This window comes from Pseudomonas sp. TWRC1-2, assembly GCF_049896685.1.
GTDB lineage: Bacteria > Pseudomonadota > Gammaproteobacteria > Pseudomonadales > Pseudomonadaceae > Aquipseudomonas.
In genome coordinates, this window is the sequence record NZ_JAFCUU010000005.1 from 483,761 (window position 1) to 500,053 (window position 16,293).

Consider the following 16,293-nt stretch of genomic DNA (forward strand, 5'->3'; position numbering starts at 1 on the left):
TCATTGAATGCGAGGTCGGTATGGTCAGAATTACCCCGGTGCATAACGCCAGGGCATTACGTGCAGCCAAGGAGCGGCGCTGATGTCTAACTTGGCTCTAACACCCCCCCAGAGTGATCTGGACGTAGCCCCACTGCTGTTGCCGGCGGCTGTGCTGCGCGACGACGCGCAAGCGTTGAGCGCAGCCCACGAACTGGCTCAGGCCGCGCGCCTGCAAGCGGCCAAGCGCGACCAGCAGCGCAAGCTGCCCTGGGCGCAGCTTGAGCAGTTCACCCGCAGCGGGCTCGGCAGTATTTCCATTCCCCGTGAATACGGCGGCCCACAGGTATCGTTCGTGACCCTGGCCGAGGTGTTCGCGATCATCAGCGCGGCAGACCCGGCCCTCGGGCAGATCCCGCAGAACCACTTCGGCATCCTGCACCTGCTGCAGGGCGCTGCCACCGAACGCCAGAAAAAACAGCTGTTCCAGAGCGTCCTCGACGGCTGGCGCATCGGTAATGGCGGCCCGGAACGCGGCACCAAAAACACCCTGGAACTCAAAGCGCGGCTCACCGCCCAAGGCGATGGCTACGTGGTCAGCGGCCAGAAGTTCTACTCCACCGGCGCGCTGTTTGCCCATTGGGTGGCGGTGAAGGCGTTGAACGATGACGGCAAACAAGTCATGGCCTTTGTGCGCCGTGGCACGCAAGGGCTGCGCATCGTTGACGATTGGTCGGGCTTCGGCCAACGCACCACCGCCAGCGGCACCGTGCTGCTTGACCGGGTACCGGTGGACGCCGAGCTGGTGATAGAGAACTGGCGCATCGGCGAAAGCCCGAACATCCAGGGCGCCGTCTCGCAATTGATCCAGGCGGCCATCGACGCCGGCATCGCCCGCGGCGCTCTGGATGACACCATCGCCTTCGTGCGTGAACGCTCGCGCCCATGGATCGACGCCAAGGTCGAACGCGCCAGCGATGACCTGTATGTGATCGCCGATATCGGCAAGCTGAACATCGAACTGCATGCCGCCGAGGCACTGCTGCGCAAGGCCGGCAAGGTACTGGACGAGGTCAGCGCTGCGCCGATCACCGCGCAATCCGCCGCGCGCGCGTCGATTGCCGTGGCCGAAGCGAAAGTGCTGACCACCGAAGTCTCGCTGCAGGTCAGCGAAAAGCTCTTCGAACTGGCCGGCAGTCGCGCCACCCTCGCCGAATTCAACCTCGACCGTCATTGGCGCAACGCCCGCGTGCACACCCTGCACGACCCGGTGCGCTGGAAGTATCACGCCATCGGCGCCTATCGCCTGAACGGCACGTTGCCGGCTCGTCATTCCTGGATCTGACCGACCAGACATCTGGAGAACATCATGACTTTCTCTACAAACGTCGCGGTTATCACCAGCGACGAACAAGCCCTTATTGTCGCCAGCGACCTGGCCGAAGACTTGGGTCGCGACAGCGCCCAGCGCGACCGCGAACGCCGCCTGCCCCTGCCCGAACTGGACGTGTTTTCGCGCTCCGGCCTGTGGGGCATCAGCGTGCCGAAGGAACACGGCGGCGCGGGTGTGTCCAACGTCACCCTGGCCAAGGTCATTGCGCTGATTGCCCAGGCGGACGCGTCGCTGGGCCAGATCCCGCAAAACCATTTTTATGCCCTGGAAGTGCTGCGCGTGAATGGCAGCCCGGCGCAGCAAAAACGCCTGTACGCCGAGGTGCTCGCGGGCCAACGTTTCGGCAACGCCTTGGCGGAGCTGGGTACCAAAACCGCCCACGACCGGGTGACCCAAATCACCCGCGACGGCGACGGTTTTCGTATCACCGGCCGCAAGTTCTACGCCACCGGGGCCATCTACGCGCAACGCATCCCCACCTCGGTGGTGGATGAACACGGCGTGCAGCAACTGGCGTTTGTGCTCCGCGACAGCGAAGGCCTGACGGTCATCGACGACTGGAGCGGCTTCGGCCAGCGCACCACCGGCAGCGGCTCCGTGGTGTTCGACAACGTGTGGGTTGCCGCACAGGACGTGGTCCCGTTCCAGAGCGCTTTCGAGCGCCCGACCACAGTCGGCCCACTGGCGCAGATCCTTCACGCTGCCATCGACACCGGCATCGCCCGCGCCGCCTTCGAGGATGCACTGCATTTTGTGCGCACCAAGACCCGGCCGTGGATCGACTCCGGCAACGACAAGGCCACTGAAGACCCGCTCACCTTGAAAAGCTTCGGCCACCTGAGCATCCGCCTGCACGCCGCCGAGGCATTACTGGAGCGTTCCGGTGAGTTCCTCGACCGCGCCCAGGCCGACAGCACTGCCGAAACCGTCGCAGCAGCCTCCATCGCCGTCGCCGAAGTGCGCGCCTTGAGCACTGAAATTTCCCTGGCCGCCGGCAGCACCTTGTTCGAACTGGCCGGCAGCCAGGCGACCCTGGCCGAGCATGGCCTGGATCGCCACTGGCGCAACGCCCGCGTGCACACCCTGCACGACCCGGTGCGCTGGAAGTACCATGCGGTGGGCAATTACTACCTCAACGATGAAAACCCGCCACTGCGGGGGACCATCTGATGGCCAAGAAAAAAATCCTGCTCAATGCCTTCAACATGAACTGCATCGGGCACATCAACCACGGCCTGTGGACACACCCACGGGACACCTCAACGCAGTACAAGACCCTCCAATACTGGACCGACCTGGCGCAGACCCTGGAGCGCGGGCTGTTCGACGGTTTGTTCATCGCCGACATTGTCGGCGTGTACGACGTCTACCAGAACAGCATCGACGTGCCGCTCAAAGAGTCGATCCAGCTGCCGGTCAACGACCCGTTGCTGCTGGTTTCGGCCATGGCGGCCGTCACCCAAAACCTCGGCTTCGGCCTCACCGCCAACCTCACCTACGAGCCGCCGTATCTGTTCGCCCGACGCATGTCCACCCTCGACCACCTGAGCCGTGGCCGGGTCGGCTGGAACATCGTCACCGGCTACCTCGACAGCGCCGCCAAGGCCATGGGCCTGACCGAACAGGTCGAGCATGACCGGCGCTACGACCAGGCCGATGAGTACCTGCAAGTGCTGTACAAACTCTGGGAAGGCAGCTGGGAAGACGACGCGGTCATCAACGATCCACAGCAACGGGTCTATGCGCAGCCCGGCAAGGTGCACAAGGTTGAGCACCACGGCGAGTTCTATCAGGTCGAGGGTTATCACCTTTGCGAGCCGTCGCCGCAACGCACGCCGGTGCTGTTCCAGGCCGGCAGCTCGGAACGCGGCTTGCTGTTCGCCGGGCGCCATGCCGAGTGCGTATTCATCAGCGGGCAGAACAAGGCCGCGACCAAAGCACAGGTCGACAAGGTGCGTGCCAGTGCCGTCGAAGCCGGGCGCAACCCGGAGGACATCAAGGTGTTCATGGGCCTCAACGTGATCGTGGGCGCCACCGAAGAACTGGCCTGGGCCAAGCACGCCGAGTACGTGAGCTATGCCAGCCCGGAAGCCGGTGTGGCGCACTTCTCGGCCTCTACGGCAATCGACTTTGCTCAATACGAAATCGATGAACCGATCCAGTACGTGAAAAGCAACGCGATTCAGTCGGCCACCAAGAACCTGCAAAACAACGATTGGACGCGGCGCAAATTGCTCGAGCAGCACGCCCTCGGCGGGCGCTACATCACCTTGGTCGGCTCGCCGGAACAGGTCGCTGACGAGCTGGAATCGTGGATCAGCGAAACCGGGCTGGATGGCTTCAACCTGACGCGCATTGTCACGCCGGAAAGCTACGTGGACTTCATTGATCTGGTGGTGCCGGAGTTGCAGAAGCGTGGGTCGTACAAGACGGCTTATGAAGCCGGCACCTTGCGCGAAAAAGTCTTCCATGGCTCCGCGCGCTTACCCGAACAACACACCGGTTCCACCTACCGACACTGAACCAAAACTGTGGGAGCTGGCTTGCCTGCGATGGCGGTCTGTCAGGCACATTTTTTTTGCTGGCCCACCGCTATCGCAGGCAAGCCAGCTCCCACAGTTGACCGAATTGTTTGCACTCACACCTTATGACTGGAAATCGATTATGAAAAAGACCCTGCTCACCCACCCAGTCAAAGCACTGGCCCTGGCCCTTGGTTTATTCAGCTCGGCGGTATTCGCCGCCGACGCACCGCTCAAAGTCGGCACCACCGCCGCCTTCGCGATTCCCCTGGAAGCCGCCGTCGCCGAAGCCGACAAGCAAGGCCTGAAGGTCGAACTGGTGGAGTTCACCGACTGGATCGCGCCCAACGTCAGCCTCGCCGCCGGCGACATCGACGTGAACTACTTCCAGCACATCCCGTTCCTGGAAAACGCCAAGGCTGCCGCCGGGTTCGACCTGGTGCCGTATGCGCCGGGCATCATCAATAACGTTGGCCTGTATTCGAAGAAGTACAAAAGCTTCAACGACCTGCCTCAGGGCGCCAGCGTGGCGATCGCCAACGACCCGATCAACAGCGGTCGCGGCCTGCAACTGCTGGCCAAGGCCGGGCTGATCACGCTCAAGCCGGGCGTGGGTTACAAGGCCACCGAAGAAGACATCATCGCCAACCCGAAGAAGATCAAGATCCTGCAAGTGGAAGCCGTGCAGCTGGTGCGCGCCTATGACGACGCCGACCTGGTGCAGGGCTACCCGGCCTACATCCGCCTGTCCAAGACCTTCGATGCCGAGTCGGCGCTGCTTTTCGACGGCCTCGATCACCCGGAATACGTGATCCAGTTTGTGATCCAGCCCAAAAGCAAGACCGACCCGCGCGTGATCAAGTTCGTCGACATCTACCAGCATTCGCCGGTGGTACGCGCCGCGCTGGATAAATCCCTCGGCAAGCTCTACCAAGTCGGCTGGGAAGATAAAAAATGACCGCCGCCAACGCCCAACTGCGCGACCTGGGCACCGCGCCCAGGGACGCCGAGCAGACAGAACTGCACCCGGATTTGAACCGCGCCCATGTGCGGTTTATCAACCTGGGCAAAACCTATGACGGCAGCGTGCATGCCTTGCAAGGCATTGACCTGGCGATCCAGCGCGGTGAGGTATTCGGCATCATCGGCCGCAGCGGCGCCGGCAAATCCTCGCTGATCCGCACCATCAACCGCCTGGAGCAACCCAGCAGCGGGCGCGTGCTGATCGATCAGGTGGACATCGGCGAGTACGACGAAGACCGCCTGGTCGCGTTGCGTCGGCGCATCGGCATGATCTTCCAGCACTTCAACCTGATGTCGGCCAAAACAGTGTGGCAGAACGTCGAGCTGCCGCTGAAGGTCGCCGGCGTGCCCAAGCTGCAGCGCGAGCAAAAGGTGCGTGAGCTGCTGGAACTGGTGGGTTTGCAGGACAAGCACAAGGCTTATCCCGCGCAGCTGTCCGGCGGGCAGAAACAGCGTGTCGGCATTGCCCGTTCGCTGGTGCACGACCCACAGATTCTGCTGTGCGACGAAGCCACCTCGGCCCTCGACCCGGAAACCACGCAGTCGATCCTCGGCCTGCTGCGCGAAATCAACAAACGCCTGGGCCTGACCATCGTGTTGATCACCCACGAGATGGCGGTGATCCGTGAAATCTGCGACCGCGTGGTGGTGCTTGAGCACGGTCGAATCGTGGAGCAAGGCCCGGTGTGGCAAGTATTCGGCAACCCGCAGCATGAGGTCAGCAAAACCCTGCTGGCGCCGCTGCAACACGGGCTGCCGGAAGAACTGCAAAACCGCCTGCAACTCACCCAGACATCGGCCGACGCCGCGTTGGTGCTGCGTTTGCAGTTCACCGGCAGCGATACCGATGAGCCCGACCTGGCCGCGCTGTTCAGCGCCCTTGGCGGGCGCGTGCGCTTGCTGCAAGGCGGCGTGGAGCGCATTCAGGGGCATGCCTTGGGGCAATTACTGTTGGCGGTGAATGGCTCACCGCACAACGCCGAACAACTGCGCACCCTGGCCGGGCGTTGGGCGCAACAGGTGGAGGTGCTGGGCTATGTGGTTTGAGCGTTTATTGCAGGGCGCCATCGACACCCTATTGATGGTGGGCGTGTCGTCGTTGATCGCGCTGTTGGTGGGTATTCCGCTGGCGGTGTTTCTGGTCACCAGCGACAAGGGCGGCATCTACCAGGCACCGGCGCTGAATCGCGTGCTCGGCGCGTTCGTCAATCTGTTCCGCTCCATTCCGTTTCTGATCCTGATGGTGGCGCTGATCCCGTTTACCCGGCTGATTGTCGGCACCACCTATGGTGTGTGGGCGGCCGTTGTCCCGCTGACCATCGCCGCCACGCCGTTTTTCGCGCGGATCGCCGAGGTGAGCCTGCGCGAAGTGGACCACGGTTTGATCGAAGCCGCGCAGGCCATGGGCTGCCGCCGCTGGCACATCATCTGGCACGTGCTGTTGCCAGAAGCGCTGCCGGGGATTGTGGGCGGGTTCACGATCACGCTGGTGACCATGATCAACTCGTCAGCCATGGCGGGCGCCATCGGCGCAGGCGGCCTGGGTGACATTGCCTACCGCTACGGCTATCAGCGTTTCGATACGCAAATCATGCTCACCGTGATTGTGTTGCTGGTGATTCTCGTCGCGGTGATTCAGTTGGGCGGCGATCGCCTGGCTCGGGTGCTGAACAAGCGGTGAGGTATAGTCGGGCGATCTCAGCGCCCGGTATTCCCCGCCATGACCCTCAAGCCCGACGACCTCAACCAGATCACCTCCATCACCCTCGGCCACTACAACAAGGTGGCCGAGGACTTCCGTGAAGGCACCCGCGATCACGATGTCAGCCAGAACATCGACGCGCTGCTGCGCCATATCCAGGGTACAGCGCCGTTTACCGTGCTGGATTTCGGCTGCGGGCCGGGGCGTGATCTGCGGACGTTTACGCGCATGGGCCATATCGCCGTGGGGCTCGATGGCTGCGAACGGTTTGCGCAAATGGCCCGCGAGGACAGTGGCTGTGAAGTGCTGCAGCAGGACTTTCTCAAGCTGGACCTGCCGACCGAACGCTTCGACGGGGTGTTTGCCAACGCGGTGTTGTTCCATATTCCCAAGCAGGAGCTGCCACGGGTGCTCAAGCAGTTACGTGGGGCGCTGAAGCCTGGTGGCGTGCTGTTCAGTTCCAACCCGCGCGGTGAAAACCTGGAAGGCTGGAACGGGCCTCGCTATGGGTCTTATCACGACCTTGAAACCTGGCAGGGTCTGCTGACGTCGGCCGGGTTTGTGGAGCTGGAGCATTACTACCGACCGGCCGGGTTGCCGCGGGAACAGCAGCCTTGGTTGGCGAGTGTGTGGCGCAAACTGTAGATTTTCGTCGTCTGGCCCGGCCCTATCGCAGGCAAGCCAGCTCCCACAATTGGAATGCATTTCAACTGTGGGAGCTGGCTTGCCTGCGATGAGGCCTTACCGGCACAGCTAATCCACCTGATACACCCTAGGTTTTTCACCCTCTACCAACGCCGTCACACTCTTTCCCGCATACCCTTCTTTGTCCCCTCCAGCAAAATTCGCCACCAACCGCGTGCCATCGGCAAACGTGGCTTGCTGCACCTGCCGATCGGCCGTCAGCCAACGAAAATCGGTCATTGCCTGTGTCGCCAAGCGCTCATGCAACGGCCGAAAAAACCGGTCCTGGCGCTGTATCAACGGTATCCGCTGCTTAAGCGTCGCCGCACTCAAGTGATACAGCGGCGGCACGTTGTAGAGCAGCTGGGTCAACTCATTTTCAGCCCGCACATTGCTCAGCTTCAAACTGTCGAACAACCAATGATGAGTGGTGATCACCGAGCCGTGGAACACCGCCTGATACAACGGCAGGCGCATCGTCGGGTCGAAATACACGCTGCGAAACGGCTCGTTGAGCGGCACGGGCTTGAAGAAAATCGTCGGTTGCTCCGGCGGATACCAGTTACCTACGTAGTAAGGCGATTGCTTGTCTTGGGTCATCTCGCGATCACCCCAGCCAATCACTGGCGTCTGCATACCGTGGGCAAACAGAATGCCTTGGGCTGTCACCGCATTGCCGTCTTCGGAGCCGGCGGGCAGCTTGAGCACCGTGTTGAGCCAGCGGGACGCGTCGATATTGCCTTCAGCGTTTTGCGCCTGGGTCATTGGCGCGCCGTCACGGTAACTGTCGAACACCATACTGGTGGCGTAGGCATCCAGGAACCAGGCGTTAAAACCGGCTTTGGCTTGCACCGCTTTCACCCGCGCTTCCAGTAACGGCCGCACGCAGCGCGGGTCGGTGTAATGGCCCGATTGCTGGAAGCCGGTCTTGAGCTTGCCGTCCTTTAACACGATGGCGCAGTTGCGATAAGCCTTGGTGCCCAGGTGCGCGGTGGTCCAGTCCGGGTTTTCGGTGATGGACAGTGCGGTTTCATAGGAGTCGTAGGGCGCCATCAAGTAGCCCGCGTTGACCCCCGCCTGAATCGCTGCGGGGTGCCAGAGGCCGCCTTCCCAACCTTCGCCCAACGTCAGCAGCAGACGCTTGAGCCCCGCGTCTTGCAGCGACTTCAGGGTCTTGGCCGACAGGGTGCTGCCCCAAGTGGCAGGGCTGTCGGTCAAGGCGCCGGCAAATGCCGTGGCCAGTTCATGCCGGAGTGCACCATACCCCTCGGCAAGTTGGCGCATGTCCGGCTCGTCGCTGGCCTGCCAGGTTTGCCGGGCCTTTTTGTTGATCGCCGCGTTGAGCCCACGCAGCAAAACCGTCTTTTGGTAGCGATCCAACGTGCCGGCCTGCGTCAGCACCTGCGTGGTCTCTTTGTCCAGCAAGCCCTTGAGTTCGTGGCCGCGCAGCACCTTCACCAACAGCGGCCAGTCGCGCACATCCTGGGGCCCTAACAGGTCATTGCCCCACAGATAGACGTGGCTGGCACCCAGCAGCTTTTCAGCCTCGGGGGTCTGGCGCAGTTTGTCCGCCAGTGGCTCATAACGGCCCTGCTCCACCAGCCATTGGCGATAGCGCCTGGCCCCGGCCAGCGGGTCGGCATCGCCCAGGTGCAGGCGCAGCGTCATCGGCGCGGTGGGTTGCAGTGCGGTGAATTCATGGGATGCCAACAGCGCCAGACCGTTGCCATCGGCCTGCCACGCCAGGCGATTGTTATAGGGGTTGGTCAGCAACCAATTGAGCGTAAAGCGCCCATGGTCCACGCCCCATAGCGGCAGGCTCAGATCCTGGGTGGTGTTGACCTCGCCCTGTTCCAGCAAAAACGCCTGCCAGAGGGTGTTACCCGCCGGCACGTAATGCCCTTCGGCCAAGGGCCAGATCAAGCCTTTGCCCATGGCCTCGGCGGGTTGGCGCAGCAGCGCCAATGGGCCCGGCTCGCGTGCGTTGATGGTCAGTTCAAGGTCGCGCTGCTCAAGGCGCGCGGTCAGGTGGTAGGCGCCGCTGTCCCACTGCCAAGTGGCTTGCCCGGCATCGGCCTGCACATCGGTGACCGCGTGCGCCGCCACACCGCTGGAGGCCTGCACTGCGGCCTCGCCCGCCGGGGTGACGCGCAGCGCCAGCGTGGCGGGGTCGAGTTCGACCCGCCAGAGGGCGTTTTCCAGCACGGTGCCAGCGAAGAGTCGGGGAGACAGCAACAGGCAAAAAATCAGCACTAAACGGCGCATGACACGGGCCTTCCAAAACGCAAACAGGCCCGGAGGGTAAAACACTTACTGCCAGACGAATGTAGGGAAAGTGTTTCCAGGAGCCTTCCCACATCCTTGCAGGAAGGCGCCGAGGGTCAGGCCTGTTCTTTTTTCGGCTCGCGAATTTTGTACCAGGCCACATAAAGCGCTGGCAGGAACAACAGCGTCAGCAAGGTGGCGATGATGATCCCGCCAATCATCGCGTAGGCCATCGGCCCCCAGAACACTTCCCGCGCAATCGGGATCATGCCCAGGCTGGCGGCCGCAGCGGTCAGCAGGATGGGACGGCGCCGGTGCTCGGTGGCTTCCACCACGGCATCCCACGGCGTGTAGCCGTCGCGCTCGTAGGCATCGATCTGCGTCACCAGAATCACCGAGTTGCGGATGATGATGCCGATCAGCGCCAGGATGCCAAGGATCGCCACAAAGCCCATGGGCGTGCCCGTGGGGATGAGCGCCAGCACCACGCCGATCAGCCCGAGCGGCGCGACACTGGCCACCAGGAACATCTTCTGCACGCTGTGCAGCTGGATCATCAGGAACGTGGCCATCAGGAACAGCATCAACGGCACTACTTTGGCGATAGGGCCTTGGGCCTTGCCGCTCTCTTCGACGGTGCCGCCGGTGGCGACTTTGTAGCCCACCGGCAGGCCGGCGCTGAACGTGTCGATTTCGGGCTTGAGTTGTTTGACCAGGTCGGTTGGCTGCATCTCATCACGCACCGAAGCCTTGACGGTGATGGTTGGCTTTCGGTCGCGACGCCACACCAGCGGCTGTTCCAGCTCATACCGCACGGTGGCGAAGGCCAGCAACGGAATCGAGGTGCCGTTGGGCGTGACAATCTGCAGGTTCTGCAAGGTTTCCGGGGTGCCGCGTTCGGCATCTTCGGCGCGACCGACCACGTTGATCAGGTAGATATCGTCGTGCACTTGGGTCACCGAAGCACCGCTGACCACGCTGTTCATCAACTGCGCCACGTCTTCCGACGACAGCCCCAATTGCCGCGCCTTGTCCTGGGCGATGTCCACGCGCAGCACTTTGCCCGGCTCGTTCCAGTCGTAAATGATCTCGCCCAGGTGAGTGTTTTTATCCAGCAAGGTCGCCAGTTCAATGGCGTGCTTGCGCACCTGATCGGTGTCCTTGCCAGACACGCGATACTGGATCGGCCGCCCAACCGGCGGGCCCATTTCCAGTGGCTGCACATAGCTGCCGATGCCGACAAAGTCATCGCGCAGGCGTTTTTGCAGGCGCGCAATCAACGCGCCGCGCTCTTCCAGGCCTTTGCTGACGATCACCAACTGCGCGTAGTAGGGGTTTTCCAATTGCTGGTCCAGAGGCAGGTAGAAACGAATTGCGCCCTGGCCGATATAGGTGCTCCAGCGCGCGATATCCGGATCGTCCTTGATGATCGCCTCAAGGCGGTCGACCGCCTTGCGCGTTTCGTTGATCGAGGCGTTTTGCGGCAGGTTGAGGTCGACGAGAATTTCCGGACGGTCCGATGACGGGAAAAACTGGTTCTGCACAAACTGCATGGAGAACACCGAGGCCGCAAACAGCCCCACGGTGATGCCGATGGCCCACCAGCGGTTGCGCATGGCCCAGAGCATGCCGCCATTGAACGCGCGACCGATGCGCCCTGGCTCTTTGTTTTCGGGTTTAACGTTGGCGCTGAGGATATGCACGCCAATCACCGGCGCAAACAGCACCGCCACCACCCACGACACCAGCATCGCCACGGCAATCACCGCAAACAGCGTGAAGGTGTATTCGCCCGCCGAGCTGGCGTTGAGGCCGATAGGCACAAAGCCGGCGACGGTCACCAGCGTGCCGGTGAGCATCGGGAACGCGGTCGAGGTATAGGCGTAGGTCGCCGCCTGTTCTTTGGTTTCGCCTTTTTCCAGGCGCGTGATCATCATCTCCACGGTGATCATCGCGTCGTCCACCAACAGGCCGAGGGCGATGATCAACGCGCCCAGCGACACGCGCTGCATGGTGATGCCGCTGTATTCCATGAACACGAACACCAGCGCCAGCACCAACGGAATCGAGCACGCCACCACCAACCCGGCACGCATGCCGAGGCTGATAAAACTCACCACCAGCACGATGATGACGGCTTCAAACAGCGCGCTGGTAAAGCCGCCGACGGCCTCTTCCACCACTTCCGCCTGGTCGGAGACTTTGTGCACGCCCACGCCCACCGGCAGGTCAGCCGTCAACTCATCCATGCGCGTGTGCAGGGCCTTGCCGAATGACTGGATATTGCCGCCCTTCTGCATGGCAATCGCCAAGCCAATCGCCGGCTGGCCATTGAAACGGAACATCGGCCGCGCCGGATCGACGTAGCCACGGCTGATGTCGGCAATGTCGGCCAAACGGTAGAAACGGTCATTGAGGCGCAGGTTGACGTTGGCCAGGTCCTTTTCGGAGGCAAACTGCCCCGAGGTGCGCACCGAAATCCGTTCCGGCCCGGCCTCGATTACCCCGGCCGGGGTCACCGCGTTCTGCGACTGCAGGCTTTGTACGACCTGGCGCTGGTCAATCCCCAACGCTGCCAGTTTGCGCGTGGAAAAATTCAGGTAGATCACTTCGTCTTGCTGGCCGATCATCTCGACCTTGCCCAGGCCCGGCACCGAGCGGATCTCGGCGCGCACTTGCTCTACGTAGTCACGCAGCTGGCGCATCGACAGGCCATCACCGGTAAACGCGTAGACCGAACCGAACACGTCACCGAACTCATCGTTGAACGACGGCCCCTGCAAGCCTTGGGGGAAGGTGCCGCGAATGTCATCGATCTTCTTGCGCACCTGGTACCAGATATCCGGAATCGCCTTGGCGCTGGTGGTGTCTTTGAGGAACACGAACACCGTGGACTCGCCCGGCCGCGTGTAGCTTTTCACGTAGTCGAGGGAGTCGAGTTCTTCGAGTTTTTTCTCGATGCGGTCAGTGACCTGCTTGAGGGTTTCTTCCTGGGTCGCGCCCGGCCAGCGGGTCTGGATCACCATGGTTTTAATGGTGAACGAGGGGTCTTCCTCGCGGCCAAGGTTCATGTAGGAGAACACGCCCATCAGCAGCGCGACGAACATCAAGTACCAGACGAAGGACTGATGCTTGAGGGCCCAGTCGGATAAGTTGAAGCTCCCTTTCATCGCGGGCTGTCCTCGTCGATTTTGACTTTTTGCCCGGGTTTCAGGCTGTTCACGCCAGCGGTGACGATGCGTTCGCCGGGTTTAACGCCGCCGTTGAGCACGGCGCCGTCGGCATCGCGGCTGACCACCGTGACGTCACGCGGCTGCACGGTCTGGCTGTGGGTGTCGAGCAGCCAGATGCGGGTCTTGCCGTCAACTTCCTGCAAGGCGCTCACCGGCAGTTGAATACGGGGTGCGATGGCGGTGCTCAAGGTCACGCTGATAGCGGTGCCCAGGCGGAAGGCTGGCGGTGTTTCGGTCAGGGTCAATCGCGCACGACGGGTGCGCGTGGCGCTTTGGGCCTGGGGCTCGATCTCACGCACGATGGCAGTGGTGTTGACGCTCGGGTCGAGTTGGCCTGCAACCACAAACACCACATCGGTGGGCAGGCGCTCAGCCAGGCCGGCCGGCAGGTCGATTACCGCTTCCTTGATGTCCGGGCGCGCGAGGGTCACCACTTGCTGGCCGGCGCTGACTACCTGGCCAGCCTCGGCGTTCCAGGCGGTGACGATACCGGCGTGGTCGGTGCGCAGTTCGGCGTAGTTGAGCTGGTCCTTGGCCTGGTTGACCGAAGCCTTGGCCTGGTCGAGGGTGGCCTGGGTGGTTTTCAGGTCGGTCTGCGCCACGTCCAGCTGGGCCTGGGCGCCGACACCACGGTTGAACAATTCCTGCTGGCGGCGGGCGTTGGCCTGGGCGTTGATGAACTGCGCCTGCACGCGGGCAAGATCGCCCTGGGCGGCGCGCAATTGGTTCTGCTGATCGGTGGGATCAAGCACGGCGAGCAAGGCGCCCTTCTCCACTTCGGCGCCCACGTCCACCGCGCGGCGGGCGATACGGCCGGGTACGCGAAAGCCCAGGTTACTTTCATAGCGGGCCTGGATGGTGCCGGCGAAGCGGCCGAGGTTTTCCTGGTCTTCGGCTTTGACTTCCATCGACAACACCGGGCGCACGGGCTCGGGCGGCGGTTCTTTCTTGGAGCAGGCGGCCAACAACAGACTGGCGGCGAGCAGAGCCGTCAGGCGCTTCATGGCTGGGCTCCTTGCTGGGCGATCTCGACCAGCATGCCGGGGTGCAACAATTGTCCGCCGGCCACCACGACTTTTTCGCCGCCTTTGAGTCCGTCGCCAATAATCACTTTGCCGGTGAGGTAACGCGCCACGCTGACCTTGTGCAATTGCGCCTTGCCGTCACCGTCGATCAGCCACACGGCGGGTTCGTTGAGGTCTTTGGTCAAGGCCGACCACGGCAGCTCGATGCTGGCCTTGGCCGGGCCATTGGCGGTGGCGCTGACCACCGAGCCCAACTGCATGCCCTTGGGCAGCGATTGCAGGGCGATTTTGACTTGCACGGTGCCGGTATTGGCCGCCACCGCCGGCGTGACCTCGCGAACCTTGCCCACGGCCTTGATGTTCGGGTTATCCAGCAGGCCGACCGTGATCGGTGCATCCGGCGGCGGCTCTACCAGCAGCGATTCATAGACATTGAACACCGCATCGCGATCGCCATCGGTAGCCAGGCTGAAAATCGGCACGGTGGCCTGCACGACCTGGCCGACTTCCGCCTGGCGCGCGGTAATCACACCGGGCGCATCGGCGATCAGCGAGGTATAACCGAGTTGTTCACGGGCGTTGGCGAGCTGGGCTTGCGCCGCGGCCAGGGCGCTTTGACTGCTGCGCAGCGCGGCCTGGGCGGCGTCGTATTCGCTGCGGCTGGTGTAGCCCTTGGGCAGCAGTTTTTCCTGGCGAACAAAGGCGGCGGCGGTTTGCTTGACCCGCGCCTGCTCGGCCACAACCTGGGCCTGCGCGGAATCGACGTTGGTCTGCAGGTCCTTGGGATCGAGCTTGGCCAGCACTTGCTTGGCGGTCACACGGTCACCCACGTCGACCATGCGCTGGATGATTTTGCCACCCACGCGAAAGGACAAATCGGTTTGCACACGGGCCTGGATATCGCCAGTCAGGGTCACTGCCGCGGCGAAATCCGCCGGCTGCACCGTCTGCACAAAAACCCGCGAATGCTCCTTGGGCTCGGCCTTTTCCTGACCACAGCCGCTCAGCAGCGCCAAGAGGCCAAGGCTGAGTAAAACTATCGAAGTGCGACCGCCCATGCAGGCTCCTTTTGCGTGATGCCGACTTGCCAGTGTGTATGCGACTGTGAGCTTAGATCAGGGTTCCTTATCTGCATGGAGGATCCCATACTCCGATGGTTCCCACGTCGACTGAATACCCTATGTTGAAAACCCTGGCGGTGGCCAATTACCGCTCGATCAATAAATTGGTGGTGCCTCTGGACCGGCTGAACCTGGTCACTGGCCCCAATGGCAGCGGCAAGTCCAACCTGTACCGCGCCTTGCGCCTGCTGGCGGAAACCGCCCAGGGCGGCGTCATCAATGCGCTGGCCCGTGAAGGCGGGCTGGATTCAACCTTCTGGGCCGGGCCGGAAACCATCAGCCGACGCATGCGTGAGGGCGAAGTCGCCGTACAAGCCACCACCCGCCAGAACGTGAAGCGTCTGCGCCTGGGATTTGCCGGGGAAGATTTCAGCTACGCCATCTCCATGGGGTTGCCGTCACCCGGTATCAGTTATTTCTCCCTGGACCCCGAAATAAAAAAAGAATGCATCTGGGCCGGCCACCTCTATCGCCCCGCCAGCCTGCTGGTGCAGCGCTCCGGGCCGATGGTTCGGGCACGTGAGGGGCGCAACTGGGATGTACTGGCCCAGCACACACCCGATTACCACAGCCTGTTTGATCAGGTCGGCAGCCTGCGCGGCTCGCCGGAGGTGTTGTTGCTGCGCGAAAGCATCCGTGGCTGGCGCTTTTATGATCACTTTCGCAGCGATGTGGACGCGCCCGTTCGCCAACCACAATTAGGCACGCGCACGCCGGTGTTGCATCACGACGGGCGCGATTTGGCGGCGGCGTTGCAGACCATCCGCGAAATCGGCGACCCCGAGGCCTTACAGCGTGCGGTCAGCGATGCATTCCCCGGTGCACGCCTGAATATCCAGCCGCTGCAGGGCGGGCGCTTTGCGATTGAGTTTTATCAGGAAGGCTTGCTGCGGCCGTTGTCGGCGGCCGAGCTGTCGGACGGCACCTTGCGTTATCTATTGCTGATCGCGGCGCTGCTCACGCCGCGGCCGCCGACCATGATGGTACTGAACGAGCCGGAAACCAGCTTGCACCCGGATTTGCTGCCGGCGTTGGCGCGTTTGATTATCCAGGCGTCCCAGCATTGCCAGGTGTGGGTGGTGTCGCATGCCAGCCGGTTGATCGCAGCGTTGCAACAGGATGAAGGGTGTAATTCGATTGTGTTGGAGAAGGTGATGGGCGAGACGCGGATTGTGGGGCAAGGGATGTTGGATGCGCCGGCGTGGCATTGGCCGGAGTAGGTGCAGTGACTGCACCGGCCTCTTCGCGGGCAAGCCCGCTCCCACATTAGCCTGCATTCCAAGGTTGGAGCTCGGTCAAAGGTGGGAGCTGGCTTGCCTGCGATAGCGGTAGAACAGTCAGCGCGG

12 protein-coding genes are annotated in these 16,293 nt (G+C 62.5%); 8 read left to right on the forward strand and 4 right to left on the reverse strand.

The features are described from left to right. The first annotated feature begins 82 nt into the window (after positions 1-82). From ACP7B3_RS17530 to ACP7B3_RS17560, 7 genes are all read left to right on the forward strand, one after another. Positions 83-1,324, forward strand: coding sequence for an SfnB family sulfur acquisition oxidoreductase (locus tag ACP7B3_RS17530; RefSeq protein WP_242201416.1), 1,242 nt, complete (start codon positions 83-85; stop codon positions 1,322-1,324). A gap of 24 nt (positions 1,325-1,348) precedes the next feature. Next, on the forward strand, positions 1,349-2,542 hold the full coding sequence (locus ACP7B3_RS17535; RefSeq protein WP_426179874.1) for an SfnB family sulfur acquisition oxidoreductase: 1,194 nt from the start codon (positions 1,349-1,351) through the stop codon (positions 2,540-2,542). Beyond that, positions 2,542-3,894 carry an LLM class flavin-dependent oxidoreductase gene (locus ACP7B3_RS17540; RefSeq protein ID WP_242201418.1) on the forward strand — a complete coding sequence of 451 codons (1,353 nt, stop codon included), beginning with the start codon at positions 2,542-2,544 and terminating at the stop codon, positions 3,892-3,894. The genes ACP7B3_RS17535 and ACP7B3_RS17540 overlap by 1 nt, the downstream gene beginning before the upstream one ends. A gap of 142 nt (positions 3,895-4,036) precedes the next feature. Further along, positions 4,037-4,852, forward strand: coding sequence for a MetQ/NlpA family ABC transporter substrate-binding protein (locus ACP7B3_RS17545; protein WP_262208146.1), 816 nt, complete (start codon positions 4,037-4,039; stop codon positions 4,850-4,852). After that, entirely contained in the window at positions 4,849-5,964 is a 1,116-nt protein-coding gene (locus ACP7B3_RS17550) for a methionine ABC transporter ATP-binding protein (protein ID WP_426179877.1), read from the forward strand. Before ACP7B3_RS17545 ends, ACP7B3_RS17550 begins: the two co-directional genes overlap by 4 nt. Further along, the gene (locus ACP7B3_RS17555; RefSeq protein ID WP_145159760.1) at positions 5,954-6,598 is read left to right on the forward strand and encodes a methionine ABC transporter permease; all 645 of its coding nucleotides are present in this window, start codon (positions 5,954-5,956) and stop codon (positions 6,596-6,598) included. Before ACP7B3_RS17550 ends, ACP7B3_RS17555 begins: the two co-directional genes overlap by 11 nt. A 39-nt stretch (positions 6,599-6,637) precedes the next feature. Further along, on the forward strand, positions 6,638-7,264 hold the full coding sequence (locus tag ACP7B3_RS17560) for a class I SAM-dependent methyltransferase (RefSeq protein ID WP_426179880.1): 627 nt from the start codon (positions 6,638-6,640) through the stop codon (positions 7,262-7,264). 108 nt (positions 7,265-7,372) lie between these two features. Here the strand turns inward: ACP7B3_RS17560 and ACP7B3_RS17565 are convergent, their stop codons facing one another. From ACP7B3_RS17565 to ACP7B3_RS17580, 4 genes are all read right to left on the reverse strand, one after another. Continuing rightward, the gene (locus ACP7B3_RS17565) at positions 7,373-9,568 is read right to left on the reverse strand and encodes a glycoside hydrolase (protein WP_426179882.1); all 2,196 of its coding nucleotides are present in this window, start codon (positions 9,566-9,568) and stop codon (positions 7,373-7,375) included. A 116-nt stretch (positions 9,569-9,684) separates the two neighbouring features. Continuing rightward, positions 9,685-12,738 (reverse strand): efflux RND transporter permease subunit, encoded by a 3,054-nt coding sequence (locus tag ACP7B3_RS17570; protein WP_369301797.1) that lies wholly within the window; start codon positions 12,736-12,738, stop codon positions 9,685-9,687. Further along, a complete protein-coding gene (locus ACP7B3_RS17575; protein WP_426179884.1) occupies positions 12,735-13,805 on the reverse strand; it encodes an efflux RND transporter periplasmic adaptor subunit in 1,071 nt (356 codons plus the stop codon). The genes ACP7B3_RS17570 and ACP7B3_RS17575 overlap by 4 nt, the downstream gene beginning before the upstream one ends. Further along, positions 13,802-14,884: an efflux RND transporter periplasmic adaptor subunit gene (locus ACP7B3_RS17580; protein WP_426179886.1), complete on the reverse strand. Its 1,083-nt coding sequence runs from the start codon at positions 14,882-14,884 to the stop codon at positions 13,802-13,804. Before ACP7B3_RS17580 ends, ACP7B3_RS17575 begins: the two co-directional genes overlap by 4 nt. Positions 14,885-15,006: 122 nt before the next feature. Between ACP7B3_RS17580 and ACP7B3_RS17585 the strand changes: the two genes are divergently transcribed. Beyond that, complete coding sequence (locus tag ACP7B3_RS17585; RefSeq protein ID WP_145159748.1) at positions 15,007-16,167, forward strand: AAA family ATPase; 1,161 nt, start codon at positions 15,007-15,009, stop codon at positions 16,165-16,167. Positions 16,168-16,293 lie beyond the last annotated feature (126 nt).